The 26,255-nt window shown below is 68.1% G+C and carries 17 protein-coding genes; 13 read left to right on the forward strand and 4 right to left on the reverse strand.

Annotated features, from left to right (window positions below; translation table 11 throughout):
- Positions 1-66 precede the first annotated feature (66 nt).
- Positions 67-1,095, forward strand: coding sequence for an ROK family glucokinase (locus tag D458_RS0119675; protein ID WP_017588450.1), 1,029 nt, complete (start codon positions 67-69; stop codon positions 1,093-1,095).
- Positions 1,096-1,098: 3 nt separating this feature from the next.
- Here the strand turns inward: D458_RS0119675 and D458_RS0119680 are convergent, their stop codons facing one another.
- Entirely contained in the window at positions 1,099-1,689 is a 591-nt protein-coding gene (locus tag D458_RS0119680; RefSeq protein ID WP_017588451.1) for a Uma2 family endonuclease, read from the reverse strand.
- A gap of 203 nt (positions 1,690-1,892) precedes the next feature.
- On the opposite strand from D458_RS0119680, the gene D458_RS0119685 reads away from it, so the two are divergent.
- Positions 1,893-2,666 carry an SDR family oxidoreductase gene (locus D458_RS0119685; protein WP_017588452.1) on the forward strand — a complete coding sequence of 258 codons (774 nt, stop codon included), beginning with the start codon at positions 1,893-1,895 and terminating at the stop codon, positions 2,664-2,666.
- 9 nt (positions 2,667-2,675) lie between these two features.
- Positions 2,676-3,440: a crotonase/enoyl-CoA hydratase family protein gene (locus D458_RS0119690; RefSeq protein WP_017588453.1), complete on the forward strand. Its 765-nt coding sequence runs from the start codon at positions 2,676-2,678 to the stop codon at positions 3,438-3,440.
- A gap of 77 nt (positions 3,441-3,517) precedes the next feature.
- Here the strand turns inward: D458_RS0119690 and D458_RS0119695 are convergent, their stop codons facing one another.
- Entirely contained in the window at positions 3,518-5,191 is a 1,674-nt protein-coding gene (locus D458_RS0119695) for a stealth family protein (RefSeq protein ID WP_239648003.1), read from the reverse strand.
- Between the two features lie 368 nt (positions 5,192-5,559).
- On the opposite strand from D458_RS0119695, the gene D458_RS0119700 reads away from it, so the two are divergent.
- On the forward strand, positions 5,560-6,660 hold the full coding sequence (locus D458_RS0119700; RefSeq protein WP_026119490.1) for a DUF6716 putative glycosyltransferase: 1,101 nt from the start codon (positions 5,560-5,562) through the stop codon (positions 6,658-6,660).
- Between the two features lie 309 nt (positions 6,661-6,969).
- Positions 6,970-7,500: a DUF6309 family protein gene (locus tag D458_RS35605; protein WP_017588456.1), complete on the forward strand. Its 531-nt coding sequence runs from the start codon at positions 6,970-6,972 to the stop codon at positions 7,498-7,500.
- A gap of 6 nt (positions 7,501-7,506) precedes the next feature.
- On the opposite strand, the gene D458_RS0119710 is transcribed toward D458_RS35605, so the two are convergent.
- Positions 7,507-9,621, reverse strand: coding sequence for an acyltransferase family protein (locus tag D458_RS0119710; protein ID WP_017588457.1), 2,115 nt, complete (start codon positions 9,619-9,621; stop codon positions 7,507-7,509).
- Positions 9,622-10,440: 819 nt separating this feature from the next.
- Between D458_RS0119710 and D458_RS0119715 the strand changes: the two genes are divergently transcribed.
- From D458_RS0119715 to D458_RS0119735, 5 genes are read left to right on the forward strand one after another with little or no spacing between them, the layout of a single operon-like run.
- Positions 10,441-13,077 (forward strand): phage tail protein, encoded by a 2,637-nt coding sequence (locus D458_RS0119715; RefSeq protein WP_017588458.1) that lies wholly within the window; start codon positions 10,441-10,443, stop codon positions 13,075-13,077.
- Entirely contained in the window at positions 13,077-13,940 is an 864-nt protein-coding gene (locus D458_RS0119720; RefSeq protein WP_017588459.1) for a phage distal tail protein, read from the forward strand. Before D458_RS0119715 ends, D458_RS0119720 begins: the two co-directional genes overlap by 1 nt.
- A 54-nt stretch (positions 13,941-13,994) precedes the next feature.
- Complete coding sequence (locus D458_RS0119725; protein WP_017588460.1) at positions 13,995-14,981, forward strand: hypothetical protein; 987 nt, start codon at positions 13,995-13,997, stop codon at positions 14,979-14,981.
- Between the two features lies 1 nt (position 14,982).
- Complete coding sequence (locus tag D458_RS0119730) at positions 14,983-16,149, forward strand: hypothetical protein (protein ID WP_017588461.1); 1,167 nt, start codon at positions 14,983-14,985, stop codon at positions 16,147-16,149.
- On the forward strand, positions 16,149-17,822 hold the full coding sequence (locus D458_RS0119735; protein ID WP_017588462.1) for a right-handed parallel beta-helix repeat-containing protein: 1,674 nt from the start codon (positions 16,149-16,151) through the stop codon (positions 17,820-17,822). The genes D458_RS0119730 and D458_RS0119735 overlap by 1 nt, the downstream gene beginning before the upstream one ends.
- Positions 17,823-18,292: 470 nt before the next feature.
- On the opposite strand, the gene D458_RS0119740 is transcribed toward D458_RS0119735, so the two are convergent.
- A complete protein-coding gene (locus D458_RS0119740) occupies positions 18,293-19,633 on the reverse strand; it encodes a polysaccharide pyruvyl transferase family protein (protein ID WP_017588463.1) in 1,341 nt (446 codons plus the stop codon).
- Positions 19,634-20,218: 585 nt separating this feature from the next.
- On the opposite strand from D458_RS0119740, the gene D458_RS0119745 reads away from it, so the two are divergent.
- The 3 genes from D458_RS0119745 to D458_RS38105 all read left to right on the forward strand — a co-directional run bounded on the left by D458_RS0119745 (position 20,219) and on the right by D458_RS38105 (position 26,064).
- The gene (locus D458_RS0119745; RefSeq protein WP_017588464.1) at positions 20,219-23,728 is read left to right on the forward strand and encodes a bifunctional glycosyltransferase/CDP-glycerol:glycerophosphate glycerophosphotransferase; all 3,510 of its coding nucleotides are present in this window, start codon (positions 20,219-20,221) and stop codon (positions 23,726-23,728) included.
- A gap of 74 nt (positions 23,729-23,802) precedes the next feature.
- Positions 23,803-24,810, forward strand: coding sequence for a UDP-glucose 4-epimerase GalE (galE, locus tag D458_RS0119750; RefSeq protein ID WP_017588465.1), 1,008 nt, complete (start codon positions 23,803-23,805; stop codon positions 24,808-24,810).
- A gap of 372 nt (positions 24,811-25,182) precedes the next feature.
- The gene (locus tag D458_RS38105) at positions 25,183-26,064 is read left to right on the forward strand and encodes an N-acetylmuramoyl-L-alanine amidase (RefSeq protein WP_338037011.1); all 882 of its coding nucleotides are present in this window, start codon (positions 25,183-25,185) and stop codon (positions 26,062-26,064) included.
- Positions 26,065-26,255: the final 191 nt, after the last annotated feature.

Below are 26,255 nucleotides of genomic sequence, written 5' to 3' on the forward strand. Positions count from 1 at the left end.
GGTGCTGCCCAGGGACGAGGAACCGGGGTCTTCCGGCAGGACGCCGGGTCACGGAGCGGAGCGGTCATGGTGACGGGCATGCGGTACGGGCACTCCCTGACGATCGGTGTGGACATCGGCGGGACCAAGGTCGCCGCGGGGGTCGTGACCCCCGGCGGGCGGGTGCTGGCGCGCCTGCGTACGGAGACGCCCGAGCGGAGCAAGAGCCCCTCGGTGGTGGAGGACACGATCGTGTCGGTCGTCTCCGAGCTGCGCCAGGAGTACCGGGTCCGCGCCGTGGGGGTGGGCGCGGCCGGGTTCGTCGACGAACGGCGCTCCCGGGTGCTGTTCGCACCGCACCTGTCCTGGCGGGAGGAACCGCTCCGGGACGCGCTGTCGGTGCGTCTGGGGCTGCCGGTGGTGGTGGAGAACGACGCCAACGCCTCGGCCTGGGCCGAGGTCCGTGCGGGCGCGGCCCAGTGCGTGGACGACGTGGTGGTCGTGAACCTGGGCACGGGGATCGGCGGCGCGATCGTCCTCGACGGCCGGCTGCGCCGGGGGCGCTACGGCCTGGCGGGTGAGTTCGGGCACATGACGGTGGTGCCGGGCGGACACCGCTGCGAGTGCGGGAACCGCGGCTGCTGGGAGCAGTACGCCAGCGGCAACGCGCTCACCCGTGAGGCCCGGGAGCTGGTGGCCGCGGAGTCACCGGTGGCCGAGGTGCTGCGCCAGGCGGTGGGCGGCGACCCGGCGCTGATCACCGGGCCGCTGGTGAGCGAGCTGGCCCGCAAGGGCGACCGGGCCTGCCGCGAGCTCCTGGAGGACGCGGGCGGCTGGCTGGGTGTGGGCCTGGCCAACCTGGCGGCCGCCTTCGACCCGGAGCTGTTCGTGATCGGCGGCGGGGTCTCAGAAGTGGGGGAGCTGCTGCTCGGCCCGGCGCGGAGCGCGTTCGAGAAGGGCCTCACCGGCCGCGGATACCGCCCGGAGGCGCGTGTGGTCGCCGCGGCGCTGGGCAACGAGGCGGGCATGATCGGCGCCGCCGACCTCGCCCGAGAGGCCCTGCCGCGGGGGAGGCGGCGCCGCAGGCAGCCGCGCCTGGGCAGAGCCCGCTGGTGACCCTCAGCGCCGACCGGTCAGAGCCCTCACGTCGATGTCGATCGGGAAGGGCACGTCCAGCTTGAGTCGTTCCCGGGCGATGGTGACCGGGACGTACCTGGGCTCCTTCGTGCCGTCGAGCTCGTACACGTGGATCGCGGGGCCGTTCTCCTCGCGCTCGACCCGCCAGAAGTGCGGGATACCGGCGGCCGCGTACTTCATCGGCTTGGTGGTGCGGTCCCGGTCCTGGGACTCCTCGGAGACGATCTCAACCACGAGTAGGACGTCCTCCGGGGGGATGTGGGTATCGGACTGCCAATCCCCGTCCGCATCAGGAGAGAACCGGTAGACGACGAGGTCGGGTTCGGGACGCTGGTGTTTGCCCAGTTTCATCGTCATCTCGTGCATGACGTCGATGTCCTCAGGGGCGGCTTGCTGGAGTTCGTGCAGCAGGTTCACCATGACCTTGCCGTGGAACTTGGTCTGTGGGGAAAGCAAGACGAGTGCTCCGTCGATGAGCTCCATCCGGGGGGCTCCCGGGGGGAGATGGTCCATTCGGTCTGCGGTCCAGCCCCCGGGCGGGGTGAGGAACCAGTCGGGGAGCGGCTCGGCCATCGAATCCTCCTGGGTCGATTCCTGAGCCCACTCTAATGTCGCTGTTCTCCGCATGACAGGAACGTAGCGCTGCGTGACGACAGAGCGGGGTGCTTTGCCCATACCCGCTTCGGGATGCCGCAACGAGGCTGGTCACGGGATTACCCGCGATTAACCGAACCCGGTTCTAGTGCGTGGGTCACATCCTCGGTAGAGTGCGGCACATGGATCTCAACGGAATTTCCGCCCTCGTCTCGGGCGGCGCGAGTGGCCTCGGTGAGGCCACCGCCAGGGAACTCGCCTCCGCCGGTGCCACCGTCGTCGTCGCCGACCTCAACGCCGAGCGCGGCGAGGCCGTCGCGAAGGAGATCGGTGGCGTCTTCGTCTCCACCGACGTCTCCCAGGAGGACCAGGTCAAGGCCGCGGTCCAGGCCGCCGCCGACACCGGCAAGCCCTTCCGCGTCGCGGTCTCCTGCGCCGGCATCGGCTGGGCCACCCGCACGGTGGACCGCAACGGCAACCCGCACGACCTGGACAGCTACCAGAAGGTCATCCAGGTCAACCTCATCGGTACGTTCAACGTGCTCCGCCTGTCGGCGGCCGAGATCGCCAAGACCGAGCCGGTCAACGAGGACGGCGAGCGCGGCTCGATCCTCAACACCGCCTCCCTCGCCGGCATCGAGGGCCAGATCGGCCAGATCGCCTACTCGTCCTCCAAGGGCGGTGTGATCGGCATGACCCTCCCGGCCGCGCGCGACCTCGCCGCCATCGGCGTCACCGTGAACACCATCGCCCCCGGCATCCTCGAGACGCCCATCTACGGCGACGGCCCGGGCTCGGAGGAGTTCAAGCAGAAGCTCGCCGCCCCGGTGCCCTTCCCCAAGCGCCTGGGCACCGCCGCCGAGTTCGGCAAGCTCGCCCGGACCCTGCTCGAGGTCAGCTACGTCAACGGCGAGGTCGTCCGGATCGACGGCGGCCTCCGCATGCCCCCGAAGTAGGAGGACACCGTGTCCGACGAGGTTCTCTACACCGCCGATGACGGCGTCGCCGTCATCACCATCAACCGTCCCAAGGCCAAGAACGCGGTCAACGCGGCGGTCGCCGCCCAGATCGCCGAGGCCCTCGACGACGTCGACGCCCGCAAGGACGTCAACGTCGCGATCATCACGGGTGCCGGCGGCACCTTCTGCGCCGGGATGGACCTCAAGGCCTTCATGAAGGGCGAGGTCCCGGTGGTCGAGGGCCGCGGTTTCGGCGGTTTCGCCGAGCGCGGCCCGAAGAAGCCGCTGATCGCCGCGGTCGAGGGTTACGCCCTCGCCGGCGGTTTCGAGGCGGTGCTCGCCTGCGACCTGGTCGTGGCCGCGGACGACGCCAAGTTCGGCATCCCCGAGGTCAAGCGCGGCCTGGTCGCCGGTGCCGGCGGCCTGCTGCGCCTCCAGCACCGCATCCCGCGCAACATCGCGATGGAGTTCGCCCTGACCGGTGACTTCGTCGGCGCCCAGCGCCTCGCGGAGCTCGGGCTGGTCAACCAGGTCACCGAGAGCGGCGGCGCCCTGGAGGGTGCCAAGGCCCTGGCCGCGCGCATCACCCCCAACGGCCCGCTGGCCCTGAAGGTCTCCAAGGAGATCATCCAGGCATCCGACGACTGGTCCAGCGACCAGATGTGGGACAGGCAGAACGAGCTGGCGGGCCCCGTGTTCGTCAGCCAGGACGCCATGGAGGGGGCGGTCGCCTTCGCGGAGAAGCGCGCCCCCGTCTGGAAGGGCGAGTAGCCCTCCACCCGGCCCGAACCAGGCGTCATACGGCGGCCGTCCCCACACGGGGGCGGCCGCCGTCGCCGTTCCGGGGCTCAGGTCCCGGCCGGGTACGGGCGGGCTCCCGACGCCCGTACCTCGAAGGAACCGCGAAGCGGCAGGTACCGGCTGAGGAAGTCCTCCAGGTACCCGTCGGCCCCGGGGTCCTCGCTCTCGGTGGTGTCGTTGACGCAGAAGGCCTCGAACCTGCGGTCATTCAGCATCTCCCGCGAGCGTTCGCGGAAGGCTTCGGGGTCCGCGAGGTTGAGGTAGGCGTAACTGAGCCGCGAGTGGACGGCTCTGCCCGTGAGCAGGGAGTAGTGGTGGTGCAGGGACGAGGGGATCGAGTGGTCGTCGGGGCTGCGAAAGCGCGAGGCCGCGGTCCGCGCGAACACCTCCGGGAACCGTTCCTCCAGCTCCCGGAGCACGGACCGGCGCTGGGGGATCGGCGTGTGTTTGAACTTGGACACCGCCGTGCGACCGAACAGGGACTGGATCAGGGTGTTGTTCATCTTCGCGGCGGCGTCCACGGGCTGGTCCTCGACGGTCGCCTCGCCCAGTCCGAAGCGGTAGGGGGAGGGGTTCAGCTTGACGATCCCGTTCGGGTGGAAGAAGTGCTCGGCCGTCACCGGCCGTCCGAAGGCCACATCGTCGTTCAGGTAGAGGTAGTGCTCGGACAACCCGTCGATGTGGTGCAGCTGGGATTCGATGGCGTGTGAGTTGAAGACCGGCAGGAGGCCGGGGTCGTCGAAGATCTCCTTGTGGTCCACGACCTGGATCCGCTCCTGGCCGGTGTCCAGCCAGGCGGGTACCTGGCCGTCGGTGACGATGTAGACCTTGCGGATGAACGGTGCGTACATCTCCAGGGAGCGGAGCGAGTAGAGGAGCTCGTTCCTGTTGGCGTACCTGGAGTTCGAGGCGGCATCGGGGTTGAGCGCCCCGGCCTCCTCCAGGTAGGAGTTCCTGTTCGCCCTCCACCTGGGGTCGTTGCCGTCCACCCAGGTGTAGACGGCGTCCACCGGGAAGGTGATGTCCGTGGTCAGGGTTCGTGCGAACACCTCCAGGGTCGGATACCTCCGCCCGTTGACCTCGGCCTCCGCGGGTGTGCGCTCCGCCTCCGGGACGATCTCACCGACGGGGTTGGGGCGCGGTGCGACCAGAGCCCCCTGCAGCACGCTCTCCGGAGCCACGACCTTGAGGTTCTCCAGGGTCTCGGCGCCCCCGTCCTCCTGTGCGAGGACCTCGGCGCCCTCCTGCCAGAACTCGATCACGCACCCGTGCTCGAAACCCGCGACGACGGAACGGCCGCCCCCGGTCACGTACTCACCGAGCCGGAGGTAGGGGGTTCTCCTCAGCGCTCTGAGCGCCCAGCTCGAGACGGGGCGCGCGCCCCGGTCGGGGCGGCTGACATACATGCCGGAGCCCGTGAATTCCCGAGCCAGCAGCTCGAGTACGGCAGGTCGGTGAGCCACGTCCACCGCGATGGCGTGTTGGTAGTTCCTGCTGTTCCGGACCAGGAAACAGGGGATGTCGTGTGCGCTCAACAGCGACGTGCAGCGTTCGAGCTGGAGGGCCGCGAACTCCGTGACGGTGAAGGCGCCCTCCCACTTCCTGGCGAGCACGGCGCCGTTGCGGTGGACGGCCACGCTCAACCCCCGGTAGCGGCCGGGTCGGAGGGCCTTGAGAACCCGTCTGTAGGCGATCTTCAGCGGTATCGGTGTATTCGCCACTGTGTACCGGCGAACTTTTCCGTACAGGTCTCGGATTTTTCCCACCTTCCATTCCGGTTCGAGAAATCCTCGGGACTGGCGAGTTCCCCCTGACGCGGAGCCGAGGTCGGACTGTTCTCTCCGTCTCGCCGGACGATCCTCCTTCTGTGAAACGTTGCGCTGACGAAAGTCGTGCCGAAGTCTTTTGGTGGCCACTTCCCGATGTGCTCGCTGTTAATCAGAGGTTCGGCTCACGCCGCGGACGGGGCCGCCCCGGGCGGTCACCGACCTCTTCCCCCCCCTCCAGCGGGCAGAACCACGAGTTCCGGAGTGCTCACGCTGCGTGTGTAGCCTGGGAGGATCCATCAGAATTCCAAGGAGGCGGCTTCGTGACCCTTGTTCCCACGTGGAGTCGCCCTGCCGGACGGGCCGGGGGACTCACGGTCCTGGCGGTGGCCGACTCGACCGAACGCGTCGGGCTCAGCGTCGCCATGCTCGACCGGCTCTCCGTGCCGGGGACCACGGTGGGACTGGCCGTCGTCCGCACCGGGCACACGCCCTCGCCCGCCCGTATCCGCAACGAGACGGAGGGCACCCGGCAGGCCGGGCTGCGCGTACCGGTCCTGTCCGCGCGACAGGTCCGCAGGCTCGTCCGGCGCCGGCGCCCCGACGCCGTGGTGCTCAACTGCTCCGGTCCGCTCGTGGAGTCCCTGTCCTGGTCGATGCGGTCGGTCATCCGCCGGTACCGCCCGGTGGTGGTCTCCGCCCTGCCCGCGCTGGCGGTTCCGGCCGTCGAGGGGGAGTGGCTGCACCGCTCCCGGGCCGACCTGGTCGTGGCGCACAGCCACCGCGAGGTCGCCGAGTACACGGCCCTGGGGGAGAAGCTCGGCGCCCGGGGCGAGGTGGGGCTGGGAAGCCTGCCGCTCGGGCGCCGGGAGGCCGATCAGGAGGCCCGGCGGGACCGGGTGGTGTACGCGGCCCACCCCGGGGTCCCGGACACGGAGAGGGCACGTCAGAGCGTTCTGCTCGCTCTGGCCGAGCTCGCCGGGAACCGTCCCGACCTGGAGGTGGTCGTGCACCTGGGCCGGGAGAGGAACGCCGGCCCCGAACTCGTGGTGACCTGGGACGCCCTGCTCGCCGAAGGGAGGGTCGGTGAGCACGCCCCGCTCTTCCGCTCGGGTTCCCTGGTCGATCAGCTGGGCCGGGCCCGCGGCCTGGTGGCGGTGGGTTCGACGGCCGTCCTCGAAGCGCTCGCCCACCGGGTGCCCGCCCTGGTTCTCACCGACTTCGGCGTGGGCCCGGCCCAGGGCAACGCCGTCTTCGAGGACAGCGGCCTGTTCGGCACCCTGGCCGACGTCCGCGCCGCGCGCTTCCGGCGCCCCAACCGCTACTGGGGCGAGCGCAACCACTTCCACCCGCCCGGGCAGGACGACTGGGTGGAGCGCCTGTACGACCTCCACGAACGCGGCCGCCGGGGCGAGCTCGCCTGAACCCGCCCCGAGCGCGAGGAGGACGGCCACGAAACCCTTCGGGGTCGTGACCTTTGTACCCGGCCCGGTCAGGGGCGGATCGGTACCGGGCGGCCGCTGCTGGTCCACGGCTGCGAGCTCTTCCGGGACCTGCCCCGAGGGAACCGAACGCCGAGTACGCCCTGGTGTGCCGGCTCCGTGCCGCACCGCCCGTCTGATCGCGGAGCCGGGGCACGCATGGGACGGACGTTTTCGCGGCCTTCCGAGCTGAGGGCGTCCATTATCTTTGTGGGTGGTTTTCATCCCCCGAAGAGAGCTGATCCCCCACTCATGAAGATCATTGAACCGGTGACCACGGAAGAGGTGCTCGAGACCTTCCGACGCACCGGGCCCCCGCACGACGACATCACCGCGCGGGACGCGGAATCCTACGCGGAGAAGATGACGCTCCTGGCGGTGGAGCAGCACGGGGAGCCGTGGTACAGAGTACGTCTGAGCCGCAAGGACGTTCTGGCGGTGGTGCTTCCCTGGCACCGCGGGGAGAACGGAGAGCTCGAACTCGTCCCCCCGACGGGAGCGACGGTTCAGGAGACGTTGACCAGGTTGAGCGCCTGGGGCGACGAATACCCCACGGCCAACCCCCTGTGCTGGGAGAAGCTGCACAGGCACTCCGACACGGACCTCTCCCCGCTGATCCTGAGTGCCGGGGTGGTGGACCACCCGCACTACGCGGATCTAAGCGACCGTGACTCCCTCACCCACCTGGACGGGTTGCACCGGATGCTGGCCTGGGGACTGGAGGGGCGGCTGCCGCGCTTTCGCCGGCTGGACGCCTACGTCGTCGGCCTGAACCGCTACTGAACCGGATCAGAGAACGGAGTCGTCCCTCTCCTCCGCGGCGACAGGGGCCAGATCACTCTCGTGGCCGGCCATCGCACTGTCGAACAGGGTGAGCCCGCCCTCGGGTACGGCGTGCCCGATCGCTTCCAGCAGATAGGGCTCCATGACCATGGCCAGGGACTGGGAGAAGGCGTACGAGAAATGGTTGGTGTCGTAGTACACCAGCTGGTTCCCGATCACGCCGTGGCAGACGCCGTCCTGGCACAGGTAGTCGGTCATGTCCAGGAACCGGGTGTTGTGCGGGACGTTGGCCAGCTCCTTGAAGGGCGCCTCGTCCGACATCGAGTTGGACCGCGGCTCGGAGCACTCGCTGCGGTCGTTGCGGTCGATGCAGTCGGGCACCCGGAAGGAGAACCGGGGGGTGTCCCGGACCGCGACGACGTCGATGCCCAGCTGGTCGAGCTGGCGCCAGCGCTCCACGAAACCCTCGGGGACGTACTCCTCCGGACCCGAGCGCCGGCTCGTCAGTGAGGCCAGCCCGAACACGGTGTCCGGTTTCAGCTCGGCCAGTTCAGCCATGACGTTGTCGTTCCACTCCGCGCACTCCACGTACTCCGAACCGCGGTAGTGCTGGACCTCGGTGCTGAACTGGCATGCGTTCTTGGTCATCGTGACCAGGCGCCACCCGTGTTGGTCGGAGAGGGTCTCCAGCGCCTGGAACCAGTGCCGCACGTGCGAGCTGCCGACCAGGGCGATCGTGTGGTCCGAGTCCAGGTCGCCGAACTCGCAGGTGACGACCTCGGTCTGGTCGGCCAGCGCGTTGCACTCGCGGGTCTGGTCGATGGTGTCCCGGGCGACCGTGGTCGTGTCGGGGTAGATGGGGAGGAGGGGCAGGTTCTCGGCCAGGTCCTGGTCCAGACGGACAGCCGCGCCCGGGTAGGCGAGCGGGTTGGAGCTGAGCTCGATGCGCAGCTGCCGGTCGCGTTCGATGGACTGGCCCCACAGGGCGCCCGCCACCAGTACGGGGACGATGAAGAGGACCCCGGCCGCCAGCGACCAGCTCGGGGTACGCAGCCTGCGGGTGACCCGGTTGACCCCGCCGTCGATCACCCAGCTGGTGGCCAGTGCCGCCGCGAACGAGGAGCCCAGAACCATGAATCCACCGGTCAGCGACGGTTTGACCCGGTCGGTGAGCTCCAGGTAGACGATCAGCACCGGCCAGTGCCACAGGAACAGCGTGTAGGCGTGCCCGCCCAGCCAGGTCAGCGGGCGCAGGCTCAGGAGGCGGTTCGCGGACAGGCGGCTGTTGTCGGCCTCGCCCGCGCCGGCGAGGATGATCAGCAGGGCGGCCAGGGTCGGCCACAGCGAGGCGTACCCCGGGTAGGGCAGGGAGTCGCCGATCACGAAACCGCACAGGACCAGCCCGGCCAGGCCGACCCATCCGGCGGCCGTGCGCAGCCGGCCCGGCAGGTTCACCCGGTGGACGACCAGCGCGAGCAGACCGCCCAGGGCCAGCTCCCACAGACGGGCGCCGGTGTCGAAGTAGGCCCAGACCGGCTCGGTGGAGGTGATCCACAGCGAGTAGGCGAAGGAGATCGCGAACACCGCGCCCACGGCCACCAGCGCCGCACGGCGCACCCGGGTGCCCAGCCAGACGGCGACCAGCCCGGCGGCGGTGATCAGGAGCGGCCACAGCAGGTAGAACTGCCCCTGCACGGCCAGCGACCAGAAGTGCTGGACAGGGCTGGCCGCGGCGTTCTCCGCCATGTAGTCGACCGAGCCCAGCGCCAGGTGCCAGTTCCCGTAGTAGAGCACCGCCGCCCGCACGTCGTCGATGACCGTCATCCACTGCGAGCGCGGGAAGAACAGGTAGGTCATCACCAGGACGGCACCGAGCACGACCGCGCCCGCCGGGAACAGCCGCTTGACGAGCTTGGTCCAGAATGCCGCATAGTCGATGCGCCCCTCGCGCTCCATCGCCCGGACCAGCGACCCCGTGATGAGGAAGCCGGTGAGCAGCAGGAAGACGTCGACGCCGCCGGAGACCGTGCCGAACCAGATGTGGTAGACGGCGATCAGCAGGGCGGCGACGGCGCGCAGCCCCTCGATGTCGGGGCGGTGCCGGTGCTTCGGCGCGGTCACGGGAGACGTGACGGCGTCGGAGACACGGTTACGGGCAGGAACGGACACAGGTCAGCCTCGGGCTCGAAGGAGGTGAAGGCAGGGGGCCGGCCGGATCAAGCGGCTCGTGCTGTGGGCCGTAGGAGTACGGCGGCGCCTCAGAGGGCACCCTGCTGGTCCAGTATCGGCAACAGGACCAGCAGTCCACTCCGAGGGGCGCCCATGTTGTCGAGTCGAGATGAAATCTGTGTTGATATGTAGCACTATCTGAGGGTTTCAGTGTCTTGCGTCACAATCCGAGTCGCCCCTGGTGAGCGCCTTCTCTGGCTGCTTTGCGCTGTGTTCAGGACAGTTTTTCTGGGTTTGCCGAATATGGCGGAGAGGGGTGCAAAAGACTTGTGAAATTATCTTCCTGAAATAACCCTGTGTCTTTAGTTTTTTTGTTGGGCTCCTAGGTGGCACGTGTGAAGTCCCGACCCCGGGGCTGTGTCGCAGTGCGGTCGGTCCCTGAGATGATCCTGTGCGGGGCTTGTGCAACAGCCCCGACCTGTGGCACGCTCTCTCACAGCACCACAGGTGTGTTCAACCCGGCCCAGAGCCGGGTTTTCGTGTTTCCGGGGCCCTGTCACCCCAGTCCGACGCCGTAGCGCCGCGCTCACGGATGGTTCGTTCCGTCCCACTAGGGCCCCGCGCTCGCCTGCCCCGGTCACCCCTCGACGCCTGAGGCGTCCTCTTCGGTGCTGACCGGCGGTTTTCGCGTTGCTTCTGCCTTCTTCCTGGTCACAGGGCCCAGCCATGTCTACAGCGAAGAAGAGGTGAGTGATGTCTGGTGCTGTTTCTGTGCGTGTCGACCTCATTCCGGAGTTTCAGAGCATCGGCAACCAGATCCGCAAGGAGGTGGAGAAGGATCTGGCCACACTGCCCAAGGTGGGCCAGCAGGCGGGCAACGAGGTCAGTACACAGTTCGCGAACGCGGTGACCGGGCAGCTCTCCTCGGCGTTATCAGGCACCCCGCCCGCGGTGCAGGCCCTGGGTGATCGGGTCGGATCCACGCTGAGCACCTCGATCGTGGGGGCGGGCGAGCGGGTGGGCGCCGAGCTTGGATCGACGCTGATCAACGGGGTCTCGCCGAGCGTGCAGACGATGTTCGACGAGCTGCCCTCAGCCGCGGGCAGTGCCGCATCCCAGGCGGCGAACTTCCTGACGAGCACTCTGCCCCAGGCCGGGGCGGAGGCCGGGCAGGAGCTGGGCTCGCGGTTGAGCAGTGCCGCCACCGGGCTCTTCGAGTCAGGGATGCAGCAGCTGCCAGGTGTGGTCTCGAACCTGGGCGATCAGGCGGGTCAGATCCTCCAGGAGAAGCTGCCCGAAGCCGGTGCCGACGCCGGCCGGGAGCTGGGTACCAAGCTGGCTGACGGCGCCAACGACCTGATCACGCAGGGCCTGTCGGGGATGCCACCTTCGGTCCAGGCCCTGGGACAGCGAGCTGGCGACTTCCTCAGCGAGACCCTGCCCGGATACGGGGCCAAGGCCGGTGAAGAGCTGGGATCCAAGGTCGCCGACGGCGCGGTCGCCCTGATCGAGAGCGGTGTCGAGGGCCTGCCGGGGGTGATCGACGGGGTCACCTCCACCATGGGCAGTCTGTTCAAGGGAGAGATGCCCTCGATCGGGCTCAGCGGTGGATCCGAGCTGGGTTCCAAGCTCAGTGACACCGCGATGGGCCTGATCGGTGACGGCTTGGACGCCCTGCCCGACATCGTGGACAACCTTGGGGCCAAGGCCGGAGCGCTCCTGGTGGACAAGGTCACCGAGGGCGCGGCCGACGCCGGTCGCCAGGGTGGCGAGAAGTTGGCCGCCAAGGCCAACGAGATGATCGAGTCGGGGCTCTCCAACATGCCCCCGGCGGTACAGCAGTTCGGCTCCCAGGTGGGTGCGACCCTGAGCGCCACGCTGCCGGACGCGGGTGAGCAGATCGGCCGCGCCCTGGCCGGGAAGCTGGTGGATACCGCCGGTCCGGTGGTCTCCAAGGGCTTCTCCGCGGGGACCGACGCCTTGCGCAACATGGCCTCCGGGTTCCGCTCGGCGGGCTCCAGCGCATCGGGGTTCTCCCGGCACCTCACGATGGCCGGCGCGGCGAGCAAGGTCGCCGCGGTGGGCAAGAAGGGCCTGGCCGCCGCCCAGAAGGTGCTGAACACGGTGATGCGTGCCAACCCGATCGGGTTGATCGTGACGGCTCTGGCCGCTCTGGCCGCGGGTCTGGTCTACGCCTACAACAACAGTGAGACGTTCCGGGAGGTCGTGGACGCGGTGTTCTCCTTCGTCAAGGACATCGCCGAGGACGTCATGAGCTTCTTCACCGAGACCCTGCCCGGGATGTGGGAGGCGCTGAAGGAGAAGGCGCAGGAGTTCTGGGACGGTCTGGTCGGTCTGATCGAGACCGCTTGGGAGTGGATCAAGGCGATCATCGCGCACCACCCGTTCGTCATCCTGTTCACCTACTGGGACGAGATCAAGGAGGCCATCGGGCAGGTCTGGGACTGGTTGGTCGAGAAGACCACCCAGGTGTGGGACTCGATCATCGAGACGATCACCGCGGTGGCGCAGGGGATCGCCGAGTTCCTGTCCGGGATCTGGGAGTCCATCACCTCGGCGGTCGAGGCCGCCTGGACGTGGGTGACGGAGCTGATCTCGGGGGCCTGGGACACGATCCTGGACCTGGTGGGTTCGGCTGTGCAGTGGGTGGTGGACCGCGTCACCTCGTTCCGCGACCGGGTGGTGGAGATCTTCACGGCGGTGCGGACGCGCGCCCAGGAGATCTTCGCGGCGATCCGGGAGCGGATCGTGGCGATCGTGACGGGTCTGCGCGACCGTGCGATCGCGATCGCGACCGCGATCCGGGACCGGATCGTCAGCACCTTCACGGGTGCCCGCGACCGGGCGGTAGAGGCGTTCTCGGCCATGCGCGACCGGGTGCGGGACCGGATCGAGGGTCTGATGAGCACGATCAGGGAGATTCCGAACAAGGTCAGGGAGGCGTTCTCCAACGCCAAGACCTTCCTGCTCCAGGCCGGTAAGAACATCATCACCGGTCTGATCGACGGTGTGAAGAACATGATCGGTTCGCTCAAGGACCAGTTCTCCAAGGTCACCGGCATGATTCCGGACTGGAAGGGGCCGCGCCGGGTGGACCGGCGCCTGTTGACCCCGGCGGGCCAAATGATCATGGACGGCCTGATGGGCGGTATCGACGACAAGCTTCCGGATCTGCGCGGACAGCTCGGGAACGTCACCGGCGAGATCAGCAGCCGCATCGTCCCGCCCTCCCCGGAAGTGCGCAGCCATGCGGTCACCCGGTCTGCCTCCCCCTTCTCCCCTGGCACCCCCGCGGTGCACATCGAGCACTTCGAGGCGACCGAACGGATGTCCCCGCACGAGGTGGGGGAGCGACTGATGTTCCTGATGCGATCGAGAGGTATGTGATGAGTGACCTGACCGAAGGCCAGATCCGCTGGCGGGACCGCCTGCTGTTCGACGGCCGTGACCTGGCCCTGGTCGACCTCCAGGGCTGGGACGACCTGCCCGACGTGGAGAGCGGGAACGTCGAGCGCCCCTCGCGCCACGGTGCCTGGCCCGGCAGGGCCCTGGCGGGCCAGCGGTTCGTCACCGCCACCGGGGTGCTCACCAGTGCCCGCAACCTTCAAGCGGTGTCCACCGTGCTCGCCCCGCTGCGTCGGGCCCTGACCCTCTCCGGGGACGCACGGCAGCACCCGCTCAGTATCCGGGTCGGAGGGCAGGCCCTCACCTCCTACGGGCAGGTCAGCGCTCGGTCCATCCCCGGCGGCCCCGGGTACCAGGCGGCCCGGCCCACCGTGGTCGTGCAGTGGACCTGCCCCGATCCCCGCCGGTACGGGCGCGGCCGGGCCACCCAGATCAACGCGCCCCTTCCGAGCGATGACGGCCTGGAGTATCCGCTGGAGTACCCGCTCGACTACGGCGAACCGGCGCGGGGAGGGTCGGCCGTCCTCACCAACGGCGGCGACACCGCCACCCACCCGGTCGTCACGATCACCGGCCCCTGTACCCGCCCCCGGCTGATCAACCGGAACACCGGCCGGACCCTGGAGTTCCACCTGGCCCTGGCCGAGACCGACACCCTGGTCGTCGACTGCGATCGGGGCACGGTCACTGTCAACAGCAACGACGGTTTCCACCACCTGAGCACCGCGTCGGTTCCGCCTGAGCACTGGACCCTGGAACCCGGCGCCAACCCGGTCCACTTCCGCCCCGAGACCTCGGGGCACGGCGCCGCCGCCAGTGTCGTCTGGAACGACGCCCACCTCTGATCCGGGCGTGCGCCCCGACCCAGCATCCACGAACACCACCACCGAAGGAGAACCATGTCCGTTCGCACCCTCGCCCTCCGCTCCGGGGAGACCTCGGCGGAGGACCACCGACTGCTCATCGGCTCGCTGCTCGGGGCGGCCGACGACCCCTGGCCCCTGCACCGGCGCGGCGGTCTCATGTACGCCCCCGGAGCCGCCGACCTGAGCGGTTCCGGGATGACGGCGACCATCAGACCCTTCTCCGCGGCCGTGACCGGCCGCTCCTCCCCGCTCCAGGGCAGCTACCTGGTGGTCAGCACCGAGGACGTCGACATCCGTCTGGAGGACGGTCCCACCACGGGCAGCCGCACCGACCTGGTCGGCGTGGTGGTCAAGGACGACCTCTACGACGACTCCGACGAGGTGCTGGCCGAGATCCGGGTGATCGACCCGGAGGAGGACGAGACCTACCTGCCCCTGTTCGAGATCGTCGTCTCCCAGGGCGCGAGCACCGGTACCGGAGGCATCACCTGGCCTGCCCAGCCGGGTTCCTCGCTCCCCGGCAACATCCGCGACCTGCGTGACTACACCTCCTCGGCGGGCGGTGTGGTCAGCGTGCCGAACGTGTCCGCCCGAAACAGGATGGGCGACGTCCGAGACGGCACCGTCGTGTACGTCGGTGCCACCCGCGACCTGTACATCCGGGATTCGGGGGCCTGGCGTCCGGTGGCGGGGCCCGCCGCCGATGCGGCCCTGGACAACCGCTACGAGCCGCTCGGGGCGCCGAGCATGTGGTCGGGAACGGTCAGGATCACGCCGGAGGAAGTGGTCGAGAACAGTTTCTACACCAAGGACTACTACCGGGGCTTCGCACGGGTGGACCTGCCGGAGGGCCTGTTCTCCCGTGCCCCGCGCATCCTGCTGACCGCGCACTCCCAGGTCCCCGGAACGCTCATCGACGCGACCTACACCGAGCCCTCCGCTTCCGGTTTCACGATCGTGCTGGCCCGGGCCACGACCGTCACGACCAACGTCAGTTGGCTCGCGGTTCAGGAGGGCTGACATGTCCTTCTACCGCTACCAGTTCTGCGACCTGGTCACCGACCGGCCCATTGCCGAGCTCGACCTCGCCGGGGTCCGCTTCGACCGCAGGATCTGCCAGGCGGGTGCGTTCAGCGGTTCGGTCCCTGTCACCAGCCCCGAGGTGGCGGAAAAGGTCGCCAAGGTGGCAGGGCGGCGGGACAACGACCTGACCAGCGGGCCTGGACGCACCGTCGTGCACGTCTGGCGGGGCGATCGGATCTGGGGCACCTACCTGATCTGGTCCGCCGAGCCCAAGGCTGACGCCCGGGGCCGGGTCACCGTGGACCTGAACGGCGCCTCTCTGGAGAGCTACCTGCACCACCGCGAGATCCGCTCCGACACCAGCTTCGCCGGTGTCGACCAGCTGCGGATCGCGCGCACCCTGGTTCAGAGGATGGAGGCGGCCCGGCCGATCGGCCTGGTCCCTGCCGACGCCCGGAACTCCGGGGTCACGCGCGACGCCGTCTACCTCGCCTCGGAGGCGCTCACCTACGGGGACGCCCTGGAGACCCTCTCTTCACACGAGGAGGGACCCGAGTGGATGGTGCGCACGGTGGTGCGCGGGGGCGAACGGATCCGTGAGTTCGTGGTCGCGCAGCGGCTGGGAAGTACCCAGGCCGAGCACGTGTTCGCCCAGCCCGGCAACGTTCTGGGCTGGAACTACCCGGCCGACGCCACGGACGCGGCGACCTCCTGGCAGGCCCGCGGAGACGCGCCCGAGACCGACCCCGAGGAGGAGACGGAGCAGGTCCTGTCGCGGATCTGGTCCGATCCCCGGTTCGCCGAGAACGGCTGGCCGCTCCTGGACCGCACGGTGGACGCTCCGGGGGTCACCGACCGGGACGCCCTGGACGCCCACGCCCGCTGGTGGGCCCGCCGCTCCTCGGGCGCGGTGCGGTTCCCGCAGGTGACCGTCCGACTGGACGAGCAGAGCACGTTCACCCCGGACCACCTGGGGGACCGGGCCCGGATCACTCTGGTCAACGACTGGTTCCCGCTGGTCAACGGGCGCCCCACCTTCTCGAACAGCTGGCGGGTGATCGGGGTGGAGGTCACCCCGGCCACGCGCGGCCAAGGGCAGGACACGGCCACGCTGATCTTCGAGGAACCCAACGACACCGCACCCGGAACGGAGGGCACGGACTGATGCCGCTACCCAGCTACCCACCCGACCTGGCCACTGAGTGGGCCGGTCTGCGCAGGAAAGTACGGGCCACCTACACCTCCTCCCAGCGGCGCGGTCCCCTGACCCGGCCCGGCAGTCTGGCCCGGCTCGGTGAGGACGGGAGACTGCCCGCGCACTCCATGCCCTCGGAGAGCGTGCTCACCGGGGTGCACGACGTGCGCGCCTTCGGTGCCCTCGGTGACGGAAGCAGCGACGACACGGCGGCCCTCCAGTCCGCCCTGTCCCACGTGCGGGACAACGGCGGGGGGACCGTCTACCTGCCGGGCGGTACCTACTCGGTGCAGAACCCGCCGTTGCGGATCTACCGCGACACCCGGCTGGTCCTGGCCCCGGACGCGGTCGTGCGCCGCGACGGGGAACGCACCCTGCTCACCAACGGGGACCCCGGCCAGAACCTGCCCGGCTACAGCGGGCACGGGAACATCCTGGTGGAAGGGGGCGTGTGGGACGGCAACGCGGTCGGGGTGCCCAGGTACAACAACATCTTCTCCTTCGGGCACGCCACCGGGATCACCGTGCGCGACACGGTGATCCGTGACGTTCCCGGCTATCACGCGCTCGAACTCAACGCGGTCCGGCACGCCAGGGTGGTGAACCTGCGCTGCGCCGGCGTCGCCGATCCGGGGGGCAGCCGCTCTTTCACGGAGGCGGTCCAGCTGGACTTGGCCAAGGCCAGTACCTACTTCGGGGAGTTCGGGCCCTACGACGACACCCCCTGCACCGACGTGGCGTTCTCGGGCTGTTCCTTCACCGGATCCGACACTCCGGGGGTCGGTCCCTGGCCGCGCGGGATCGGCTCCCACGCCGCCACCCTGGGCCGTACCCACAGTGACGTGCGGATCATCGGCTGCCACTTCGAGAACTGCACTCGGGAGGGGGTGCACGCCTACGTCTGGGACCGGGTGACCGTTCAGGGCAACACCTTCCTGGACTGCTCGGGCGGGGTCGCGGTGGCCGCGATCATCGACACCAAGGAGAACGACACCCGCCCGCCGGGGTGGGGCGATCCGACCGGGCGCTCACAGCCTGTCTCGGACGTCACCATCAGCGGGAACATCTTCACCGGGGCCGGGTCGCACTCGGCGGTACGGCTCGAGGGGTATCCGAACGGGGGCTGGATAGACAACGTCAGTCTCAGCGGAAACACCGTCAACGGCAGCACTTCCTACGGGTTCGAGGGCCGTCGTGTTCGGGGCCTGGTCTGCTCGGCCAACCTGTTGACCGGGACCTCCCTGTCCGCGGTCCGTGTCGAGGAGTCGGCAGGCCTGTCCGTGAGCGCGAACACGTTCGTCGACACCGGTAGCACCGGCCTGTACCTGGTCGGGGTCGAGGACGCCGTGGTGTCCGCGAACTCCCTGCGCGGGATCGGCCACAACGGCCTGCACGTCCAGGCTGGTGAGCGGATCAAGGTCAGCGACAACCAGGTCGGCGGTGCCGACCACTACGGTGTGCGGGTCAGCGCGGGGACCACCGGTTTCTCCTTCACGGGGAACCGTGTGGTCAGTGGTTCGGAAGGGCTCTCCATCACCGCCACCTGCCGGGAGGTCGTGCGCCACGGCAACGACCTGCGCGGCTCGGACGGCCTTGAGGACTCCTCCCCGGACCCCGTCACGGACCCCGGCGACCTGGTCTGAGCGGCCGGATACCGCAGGCACCACGCACACGTTGAGATGACACGAACACACCGAACGGCTCCGCGTCCCTCAGGGGCGCGGAGCCGATCTCGTGTCTGCTCCGGAACGAGCCGAAGGCGAAGCGCCGGCCGCCTTCCGCGGCTGGAAGCAGAGCTCCGGTGAGCGGGAGGAAAGCGTCCACACTCCCGGAGGTGGCGCCGAACCGGAGACGGTTGACGGCGATCAGGGGTGCCGTGACCGCACGCAGGTCCTCGTTGTCGTCGCGGCGCCTCCTGCCTGTGGGGCTCACCGGACTGCGGACCGCACCGAGCGCGGGGTCCTGGACGGGAAGGGGCAGGGAAAGAGCCTCGGGCCCTGGAGAGCGCTGTGCGAGGAAGCGGCGGCAAAGGGGCCCCGGGCGGACACCTGTCGTGTGACCGCTCCGGGGCCGGAGAGGGGAGAGGGTTTCCCCTCCTCTCCGGCAGGCGGGTCTACTTTCGCAGACCGAGGCGGCGTAGGGCGCGCCCACTGGTGCGACGCGCGCGCCGGTACGCGCTCATTTTGGCTTCCTTCTCCAAGGCGACCAGGCGCTTGTTCATCTGGGTGATCTTCTTTTCCAGGGAAGCCTGTTGCTGCTGTGCCTTCTGTTGCTTCTTGGTGAGGCTGCGAACACTTTCCCGCAGCCAGCCGATCCGGTACCCCAGGCTGCCGTCGTCATCGGACCAGACCTCGGCAGGGGGTGCGAAGTCGATGCTGTTGATGCGTTCCTCGAACGCGGCGCCGCCGTCCTGGCCCTCCTGGAAGATATGGGCCAGTCCATGCTTTTCGACGTAACCCGTCATCCGGTCGAAGCGCTCGTCATGGCCCTTGAGGAGTGCCGTGTAGTCGGCCTGCGCGTAGAGCTTCGCGGCGTCGAACTCTTCGGTGGGTTCGGTCATCCTGCGGTGCGGGATCTCGAAGTACTCGCTGAGCTCGAGCGTCCTGGAGTCGTGGCACATCACCACGGAGGGGGTCCCCCCGAGCAGCGAGGCGATGTTCCCGTGGATACGGGTGCCGAAGACGAAGTCGTAGGCACCCATCTCACGGATCCAGGTGATCGGGTCCAGGTGCAGACGAACCCGGTTTTCCCGGAAGAGCGGGTGGCTCCGCTGGTCGGGCATGTCACGGTGTCTGGCGGCCTCACGGGAGGTGTCCCCCCAGTACATCAGGTCGAGGTCGACGATGTCCTGCGCGATGTACTTCAGGTTCGGGTAGCGATCATGGTTGTCCATGACGATCCGGCCCAGTTCGTTCGCGGTCCCGCCGGTGACCGACAGGCCGATCCTGGCGTTGGTGTCGAGCTCGGCGGTGTCCTTCTCGACGGAGAGGGATCGCCCGTAGCGGAAGAGCGAGGGGCAGCCGATCACCTCGACGTCCTTGAAACCGAGGTGGTTCAGGTAGCGCTGGGTGAACTCCCCCCGCACACCGATGGAGGGGGCGCGGTCCAGTACGGCCGAGACGAATCGCTTCGCTGACTCGTCGAGTGAGCGCAAGGGGGCCAGGTCGTAGTCGAGGGAGGACTGGGCGCCGACACCGAGGACCATGACCGGGATGGTCAGTTTCTCGATCAGGTCGGTCCAGTAGTCGAGCTGCGCCCGGTAGGAAGGCCGGAAGGCGTTGACGAAGGGGAAGACAAAGCAGTCGTACTGCTCGTTGATCTCTTCAGCGGAGGGAACCCCGTTCTGGAAGCCCGCGAGCGTGATCTCAGTGTCGGGGACGTCCAACATCTTGTATGCGGAGTCGCTGAAGACCAGGTTGCCCAGATTGGCTCCGCCGATTTTCTGCTGAAGCACTTCCTCGACGGTGACTGTCTGGAAAGGGGACTTGCTGGAGCGTAGGAGGATTCTCTTCACGGGAACTCCGGTCGGTGGGGGAACGAACTGCGACTGTGCGGTTTCGCTGTGACAGGGGGAAAGAGCTCGGCCGATCATAGTCGGACTCAAGGGAGCCCTCTGTCGGCTTCACCCCATGTCACGGGAGTGTCTCGAACTGTGTCATAGAGTGCGGAGGGCAACCGAAGCAGAAGCCCTTGCGGAGGGTGATCGATCGGGGGCCCGTCGTAGTGATTTCTGTGATGCTTTCCCGGTTTATTTTTTCGATTTCGCGTAAACCTTTCTTCCTCCGAGGAGTCCTTCAGGTTATTCTCTGGATTCCGTCGGATGCGAAGGTTTCTTCTGTGTGTTGTCGCTCTGGAGTATGGGTTAACCTCGGCAGTACGTTTGTATACCTTGTCCCGAGCTGTCCTTCATCCATCTCTGTGAAGTGACGGGCTCCAGCCCCCCGATTCGGCACCTCACCTCCGCGTCCACCACAGCGCCGATCTCTGATCCCCGTTGTGTTTTGCGCGTTCGCGGATGTGCGGAACCTTGGAGTCTTTTGTGGTAGCGCTCAGTGTCATCGTTCCGATCTACAACGTCGAGAGATACCTCGAAGAGTGCTTGCGCTCCTTGCAGGTCCAGACCTGGCGCGACCTCGAGGTCGTCATGGTGGACGACGGCTCCCAGGACGAGAGCGCCACCATCGCCAAGCGTTTCGGGGAAAAGGACCCGAGGTTCCGGCTCATCCAGAAGGAGAACGGCGGGCTCGGGGCTGCCCGCAACACGGGATTGCTCCACGCCAAGGGCGACCACGTCACCTTTGTGGACAGCGACGACGTGATCCCGCCGTACGCATTCGGCTATCACCTGGAGAGCCTGCGGCGCAGCGGCTCCGACCTGTCCACCGGAAACGTGCACCGCCTCGACGAACTGGGCACCCGGCAGTCGCCGATGCACCGCAAGATCTTCCGGACCACGAGGACCCGGACCCACATCTCCCGGGACGACGTCCTCCTGGTCGACCGGCTCGCCACCAACAAGGTCTGGCGCCGCTCCTTCTGGGACCAGCACGGCATGACCTTCCCCGTCGGCGTCCTTTACGAGGACGAGTCCGTGGCCATCCCGCTGCACTTTCTCGCCGGGTCCGTGGACGTCCTCTCCAAAGCCGTCTACCTGTGGCGTGAGAGGCCGAGTGACGACAAGTCCATCACGCAGGACCGGCTGCGTCCCAAAGCCCTGGAGGACCGTTTCACCGCGGTCACCGCGGTCAGCGACTTCATCACCGAGAACCTCCCCCCGGTGCACAAGCAGCGTTGGGACGTGGTCGCCCTCGGGAACGACCTACGTACCTTTCTCCAGGTGCTCGACCGTGCTGATGACGCCTTCATCGAGCGCTTCTTCGAACTGGGCAACGCCTACCTGGACACGGTGAGCGCCAAGGCCTTCCGTGAACTCCCCGCCATTGAGCGGCTGAAGTGGTACCTGGTCCGTATGCGCAAGGCCGACCAGCTCCGTGAGGCGCTCATCTTCAACAAGAGCGCCGAGCAGAAGAAGGCCAAGGTCGTCCGGCACGGCATCCGCTACTACGCGGAGTACCCGTTCAAGGACGACCCTCAGCAGGAGATTCCGCGCTCCGTCTACCAGATCCGGTCAGAGCTGGAGGTCCGGCAGAAGGTGGAGGAGATGGCCTGGGTCGACGGCCGACTGGTCGTGCGCGGCCGGGTCTGTCTGAAGTTCCTGCGTCCCAACAAGCGACTCCAGCAGCAGGTTCGGGCGTGGGCGGTCAACGCCCATGACGGAACCCGGGTACGCCTGGAGACCTCGGTCCACCGGGCCAACGAGTTCCGGCTGTCCCCGACGGCCATCACCTCGCGCGAGGACTGGGGCGGGTACGAGATCACCGTCGATCCGGCCGCCCTCGGGAGCAAGGGAGCAGGGGCCTCGGACGAGTGGTACCTGGAACTGGGAGTGGTCAACCGGGGCTTTCGTCGTGTGGAGCGGTTGAAGAACCCCGCGGTCGCCGATGTCCGGATGGTCGGGCCCGAGGAGGTGCGACCGGGAGTATGGGCGCGTCCGCACTGGGCGGACGGCCACGAGCTGCGTCTGACGATCGACTGCCCGGCAACCGTTCTCGACGGGCACCGGACCGACGGCCTCTCCCTCGTTCTCTCGGGTGAGCTCCGTGATACCCCTGTCGAAGGGCTGAGCGCCCACCTGCACCGTCTTCCCGGTGACACCGAGGTTCCGGCGCGGATCAAGACCGAGGGCTCGACCGTGAGCGTGTTCGTGGACCTCGACGTGCTCACCGGCGGTTTCGAGGACCGGGCCGCCGTGGCGGGAAGCCGGTCGACAGAGGAGTGGACGGTCCATCTCACCAAGCCGGACGGTAGCGTTCAGCAGCTCCCCATGGCCCTGGAGACCTCCGAGACGCACTACGTCCACGAGGGGGTCGGGGTCCGAGTCAGTCCGGACTTCGCGGGACGGGCGGTGATCAGCGTCGAGCGGCCCAAGCCGGTTCTCACCGGCGTCTCCTGGGAGGACTACACCCTCAAACTCCAGGGCGAGTACCCGGAGGCGCCCCGGGGAGAGCTCTCCCTCGTGGTCTCCGCGATCGGCCGCATGGAGGAGCACCTCTTCCCCGTCGAACTGCTGGACGGGCGGTTCTCGGTGGATCTTCAGCCCACCGCCCTTCCCAGCTTCGGTACGGGTGTCCCCTTGACCCCCGGTAGCTACCGCTTCCTGCTCAAGACCGATCTCGGCGAGAACCAGTGGGACGAGAGGCAGGTGGGCTTCGCGCAGGACTTGCGCACCGCCAAGTTCCCGGCCCCCGAGACAGAGGGCGGCTTCAGCCTGTCCCTGCGAGCCACCGGGCAGGGGAACCCCGTTCTGTGGCTTGGTTCGGTGCTGCGCTCCGAAGAGCAGGGGGCTTACGCGCAGCAGGTTCTTCGGGAGGAGACCTACCCCCGACTGCGCCGCAAGCCTGTGCTCCCCGGAATCCTGTTCGACAGCTATTCGGGCAAGCAGTTCTCCGACAGCCCGCGTGACATGTACGAGGAACTGCGCAGGCGCGGTGTGGACACCCCGATGTCCTGGATGGTGCGTCAGCGCCAGTTGGCCTTGCCCCACGGACTGACCGAGGTCAGGACCGCGAGCCAAGAGTACTTCGAGGCCCTCGCCCGCACGGAGTTCATCGTCTCCAACACGCACGTGCCCCTGTGGTTCGAGAAGCAGCCCGGCCAGAAGGTGGTGCAGACCTGGCACGGGTCCATGCTGAAGCGGATCGGTTTCGACATCGAACACGTCCAGTTCGCCAGCCGGGACTACCATGACCGGCTGCGTCGGGAGACCGCGCAGTGGGACTACCTGGTCTCACCGAGCCCTTGGGCGACACCGATCCTGCGTAGCGCGTTCGGTTTCGAGGGCGAGATCCTGGAGACGGGATACCCCCGCAACGACATCTTCCACCGGCCCGAGCGGGAGGCGCTGACCGAGCGGGTGCGGGAGCGGCTGGGCTTGCCCGAAGGCAAGAAGGTCGTGCTGTACGCGCCGACCTGGCGGGACAACAAGTTCTACGCGCCCGGCAAGTACAAGTTGGACATGAACCTGGATCTGCGTCGGCTGTACGAGGAACTGGGAGACGACTACGTGCTGCTGGTGCGCCGGCACCCGAACATCGTGGACCGGGTGCCCACGGTGGGCAAGGACTTCGTCCACGACGTCTCGTCCTATCCCGAGATCCAGGAACTGTTCCTGGTCACGGACATCCTGGTCACGGACTATTCGTCGCTGATGTTCGACTTCGCGAACACGGGGCGCCCGATGCTCTTCTTCACCTATGACCTGGAGGAGTACCGGGACAACCTGCGCGGGTTCTACTTCGACTTCGAGACCACCGCGCCCGGGCCGCTCCTGCGGACCTCGGACGAGGTGATCGAGTCGATTCGCGGTATCGACGGGGTCCGGGCCGAGCACGCGGAACGCTACGACGCGTTCGTCAAGCAGTTCTGCCCGCTGGACGACGGCAAGGCCGCCGCGCGGGTGGTGGAGAAGGTCTTCGGCAAACTGCTCTGAGCCAGATCGGGGCGGAACGGATCATCCGGGGCCGGCGCCGGTGTGTCGGCCCCGTGGAGAAGGAGACGGACACAGTGTTTCTGCTGACTGGCGGAGCCGGATACATCGGTTCGCACACGGCCGTTGAACTGCTGGACAGAGGACACCGGGTGGTCGTTCTCGACAACCTGGTCAACAGCAGCGTCGAAGCGGTGCGCCGGGTCGAGAAGATCACCGGCCGGCAGGTCCCCCTGCTGGTGGGGGACTGCACCGACCGCGAGGTCGTGGAACGGGTCTTCGCCGAACACGACATCGAGGCGGTCGTGCACTTCGCCGGGCTCAAGGCCGTGGGGGAGTCCGTGAGCCAGCCCCTGCGCTACTACCGCAACAACCTGGACGCCCTGCTCACCCTCGCCGAGGTGATGGACACGGCCGGGGTGCGCGACCTGGTGTTCAGCTCCTCGGCGACGGTTTACGGCGACCCGGAGACGGTTCCGATCGCCGAGCTCAGCGCCCTGCGGGTGACCAACCCCTACGGCGCGACCAAACTCTTCGGGGAGCGCATCCTGGAGGACCTGACGGCCGCCTCCCCGGACTGGCGGATCACCCTCCTGCGTTACTTCAACCCGGTCGGGGCCCACCCCAGCGGGCTGATCGGGGAGGATCCCAACGGCATCCCCAACAACCTCTTCCCCTACATCTCCAAGGTCGCCGCGGGGAGACTGCCCGAGCTCAAGGTTTTCGGCGACGACTACGACACCCCCGACGGCACCGGGGTACGGGACTACCTGCACGTGGTCGACCTGGCCCGGGGGCACGTGGCCGCGCTCGACCACCTGGGCGACCAGGAAGGCCTGGAGGTCTTCAACCTGGGCACCGGTACCGGCACCTCGGTGCTGGAGGCCGTCCGGCACTTCGAGGAGGCCTGCGGGCATCCCATCCCCTACCGGGTCGGAGCGCGACGCGACGGTGACATCGCCACCTGCTTCGCCGACCCGGGGAAGGCCAACCGCCAGCTGGGCTGGTGGGCCGAACACACCGTGGCCCAGGCCTGTGCGGACGCCTGGCGCTGGCAGTCGGCCAACCCCGACGGCTACGCCTGACCCCCTTCGGTCCGGGGCGCCTCAGCGGTGCCGGACAGGCCTGTCCGGCACCGCTGAGCTATCCGTTTCGCACCCGCGTGATCTGCGGAAACCACTTTTCTTCGATGATTTTCACGGATAAGCTTGCGCTGGCCGCTGTCAGTGTGGCACGCTTTTCTCCAGCACCACAGTTGTGCTCTCAACCCGGCCTCGCCGGGTTTTTCTGTTTCCGGTGACGTTTCCCGGACACCACTGCCGCCCCGATTCCCTCGGCCGCGGATTTTCTCTTCTTCTCGCACCGGCTCGACGGGCCGGTTATTCGTCATGCCTAGGAGATTTCCTTACATTCCCACTATTGTCAGCCGATCCGGCTGGGGAGCCCGTTCCCCCAGGTTGACCACGACAACGGACTGGTCCGAGCGCATCGGTTTCACGGTGCACTATTCCACGGGCTCACCGAGCCAGACCCCCCGTCAGATCCAGGACTTCCACATGGATGACCGCGGGTGGGACGACATCGGTTACAACTTCCTGGTCGACCGGGCCGGCAACGTCTACGAGGGCCGCGGTTGGCTGGTCGTCGGCGCGCACGCGGCCCCGCACAACACCTCGCACATCGGGGTGTGCTTCATCGGCAGCGACGGTGACGCCACCCCGGCCGCCAAGACCGCCATCCGCGACCTGTACGTCGACGCCTGCCACAGGGCCGGGCGCGTCCTCGACCAGACCTGGCACAGTGGCCTGCCGGAGCAGTCGACGCTCTGCCCGGGAACCGACCTGCGTACCTGGGTCCAGGACGGTATGTCCACCGACATCATCCCTCCGGAGGGAAGCAGCGTGCCCAACCGAATCCTCTACGCCACCACCGCCGCCCACCAGCAGGCACTCACCCCCGGCCAGTGGACGGAAGTCACCTTCGACCGCCACTACACGGGCTCGGCCTGGCAGAACCGACCCGCCGAACCCGGCTGTCTGTTCGGAGCGGCGATGTACAACACCTCGGTCGCGCTCCGGGTGCAGGGCGTCGAGCCCGGCGCCGAACTGCGCGTCCGGCTGGCCTACCACCGGCCCGCCTCGGGCGGGGGGACCGAGCGCTGGACCACCATGCCGGTCGAGTCCTTCCGCCCCGGACCGGACGACCACATCGTGCACTCCTGGAACGGACACCTGGCGGCGGGTTCCGAGGTCCGCGTCGAGGTACTCCTCCCGGACACCCCGGCGGACGAGGCCACCATCGCCTTCGCGCGCGCCGAGTCGTTGCGCTGGCAGATCTGAAGCAGGAAGACGACAAAGACCAAGCCCGGCATCGACCGGGCTTTACCTATGTCCGGGACCCCGTGTCCCTGGCTTTTCGAAAAAGAGATCACGAAGATCACCCAGTGAAGGGATCTGTTCAATATGGGTAACACGGCTAATGCGAGTGTGTGGGCGTACGCGGATGTGTTCATCGCTCCGGTGGGTTCGGA

Source organism: Nocardiopsis ganjiahuensis DSM 45031, assembly GCF_000341085.1.
GTDB lineage: Bacteria > Actinomycetota > Actinomycetes > Streptosporangiales > Streptosporangiaceae > Nocardiopsis > Nocardiopsis ganjiahuensis.

What these genes read in the sequence shown, in the direction of transcription:
- D458_RS0119680 (WP_017588451.1), bottom strand. Translation starts at nt 1,689, where the DNA reads ATGGCCGAGCCGCTCCCCGACTGGTTCCTCACCCCGCCCGGGGGCTGG.
- D458_RS0119735 (WP_017588462.1), top strand. Translation starts at nt 16,149, where the DNA reads ATGCCGCTACCCAGCTACCCACCCGACCTGGCCACTGAGTGGGCCGGT.
- D458_RS35605 (WP_017588456.1), top strand. Translation starts at nt 6,970, where the DNA reads ATGAAGATCATTGAACCGGTGACCACGGAAGAGGTGCTCGAGACCTTC.
- D458_RS0119720 (WP_017588459.1), top strand. Translation starts at nt 13,077, where the DNA reads ATGAGTGACCTGACCGAAGGCCAGATCCGCTGGCGGGACCGCCTGCTG.
- D458_RS0119675 (WP_017588450.1), top strand. Translation starts at nt 67, where the DNA reads ATGGTGACGGGCATGCGGTACGGGCACTCCCTGACGATCGGTGTGGAC.
- D458_RS0119730 (WP_017588461.1), top strand. Translation starts at nt 14,983, where the DNA reads ATGTCCTTCTACCGCTACCAGTTCTGCGACCTGGTCACCGACCGGCCC.
- D458_RS0119685 (WP_017588452.1), top strand. Translation starts at nt 1,893, where the DNA reads ATGGATCTCAACGGAATTTCCGCCCTCGTCTCGGGCGGCGCGAGTGGC.
- D458_RS0119725 (WP_017588460.1), top strand. Translation starts at nt 13,995, where the DNA reads ATGTCCGTTCGCACCCTCGCCCTCCGCTCCGGGGAGACCTCGGCGGAG.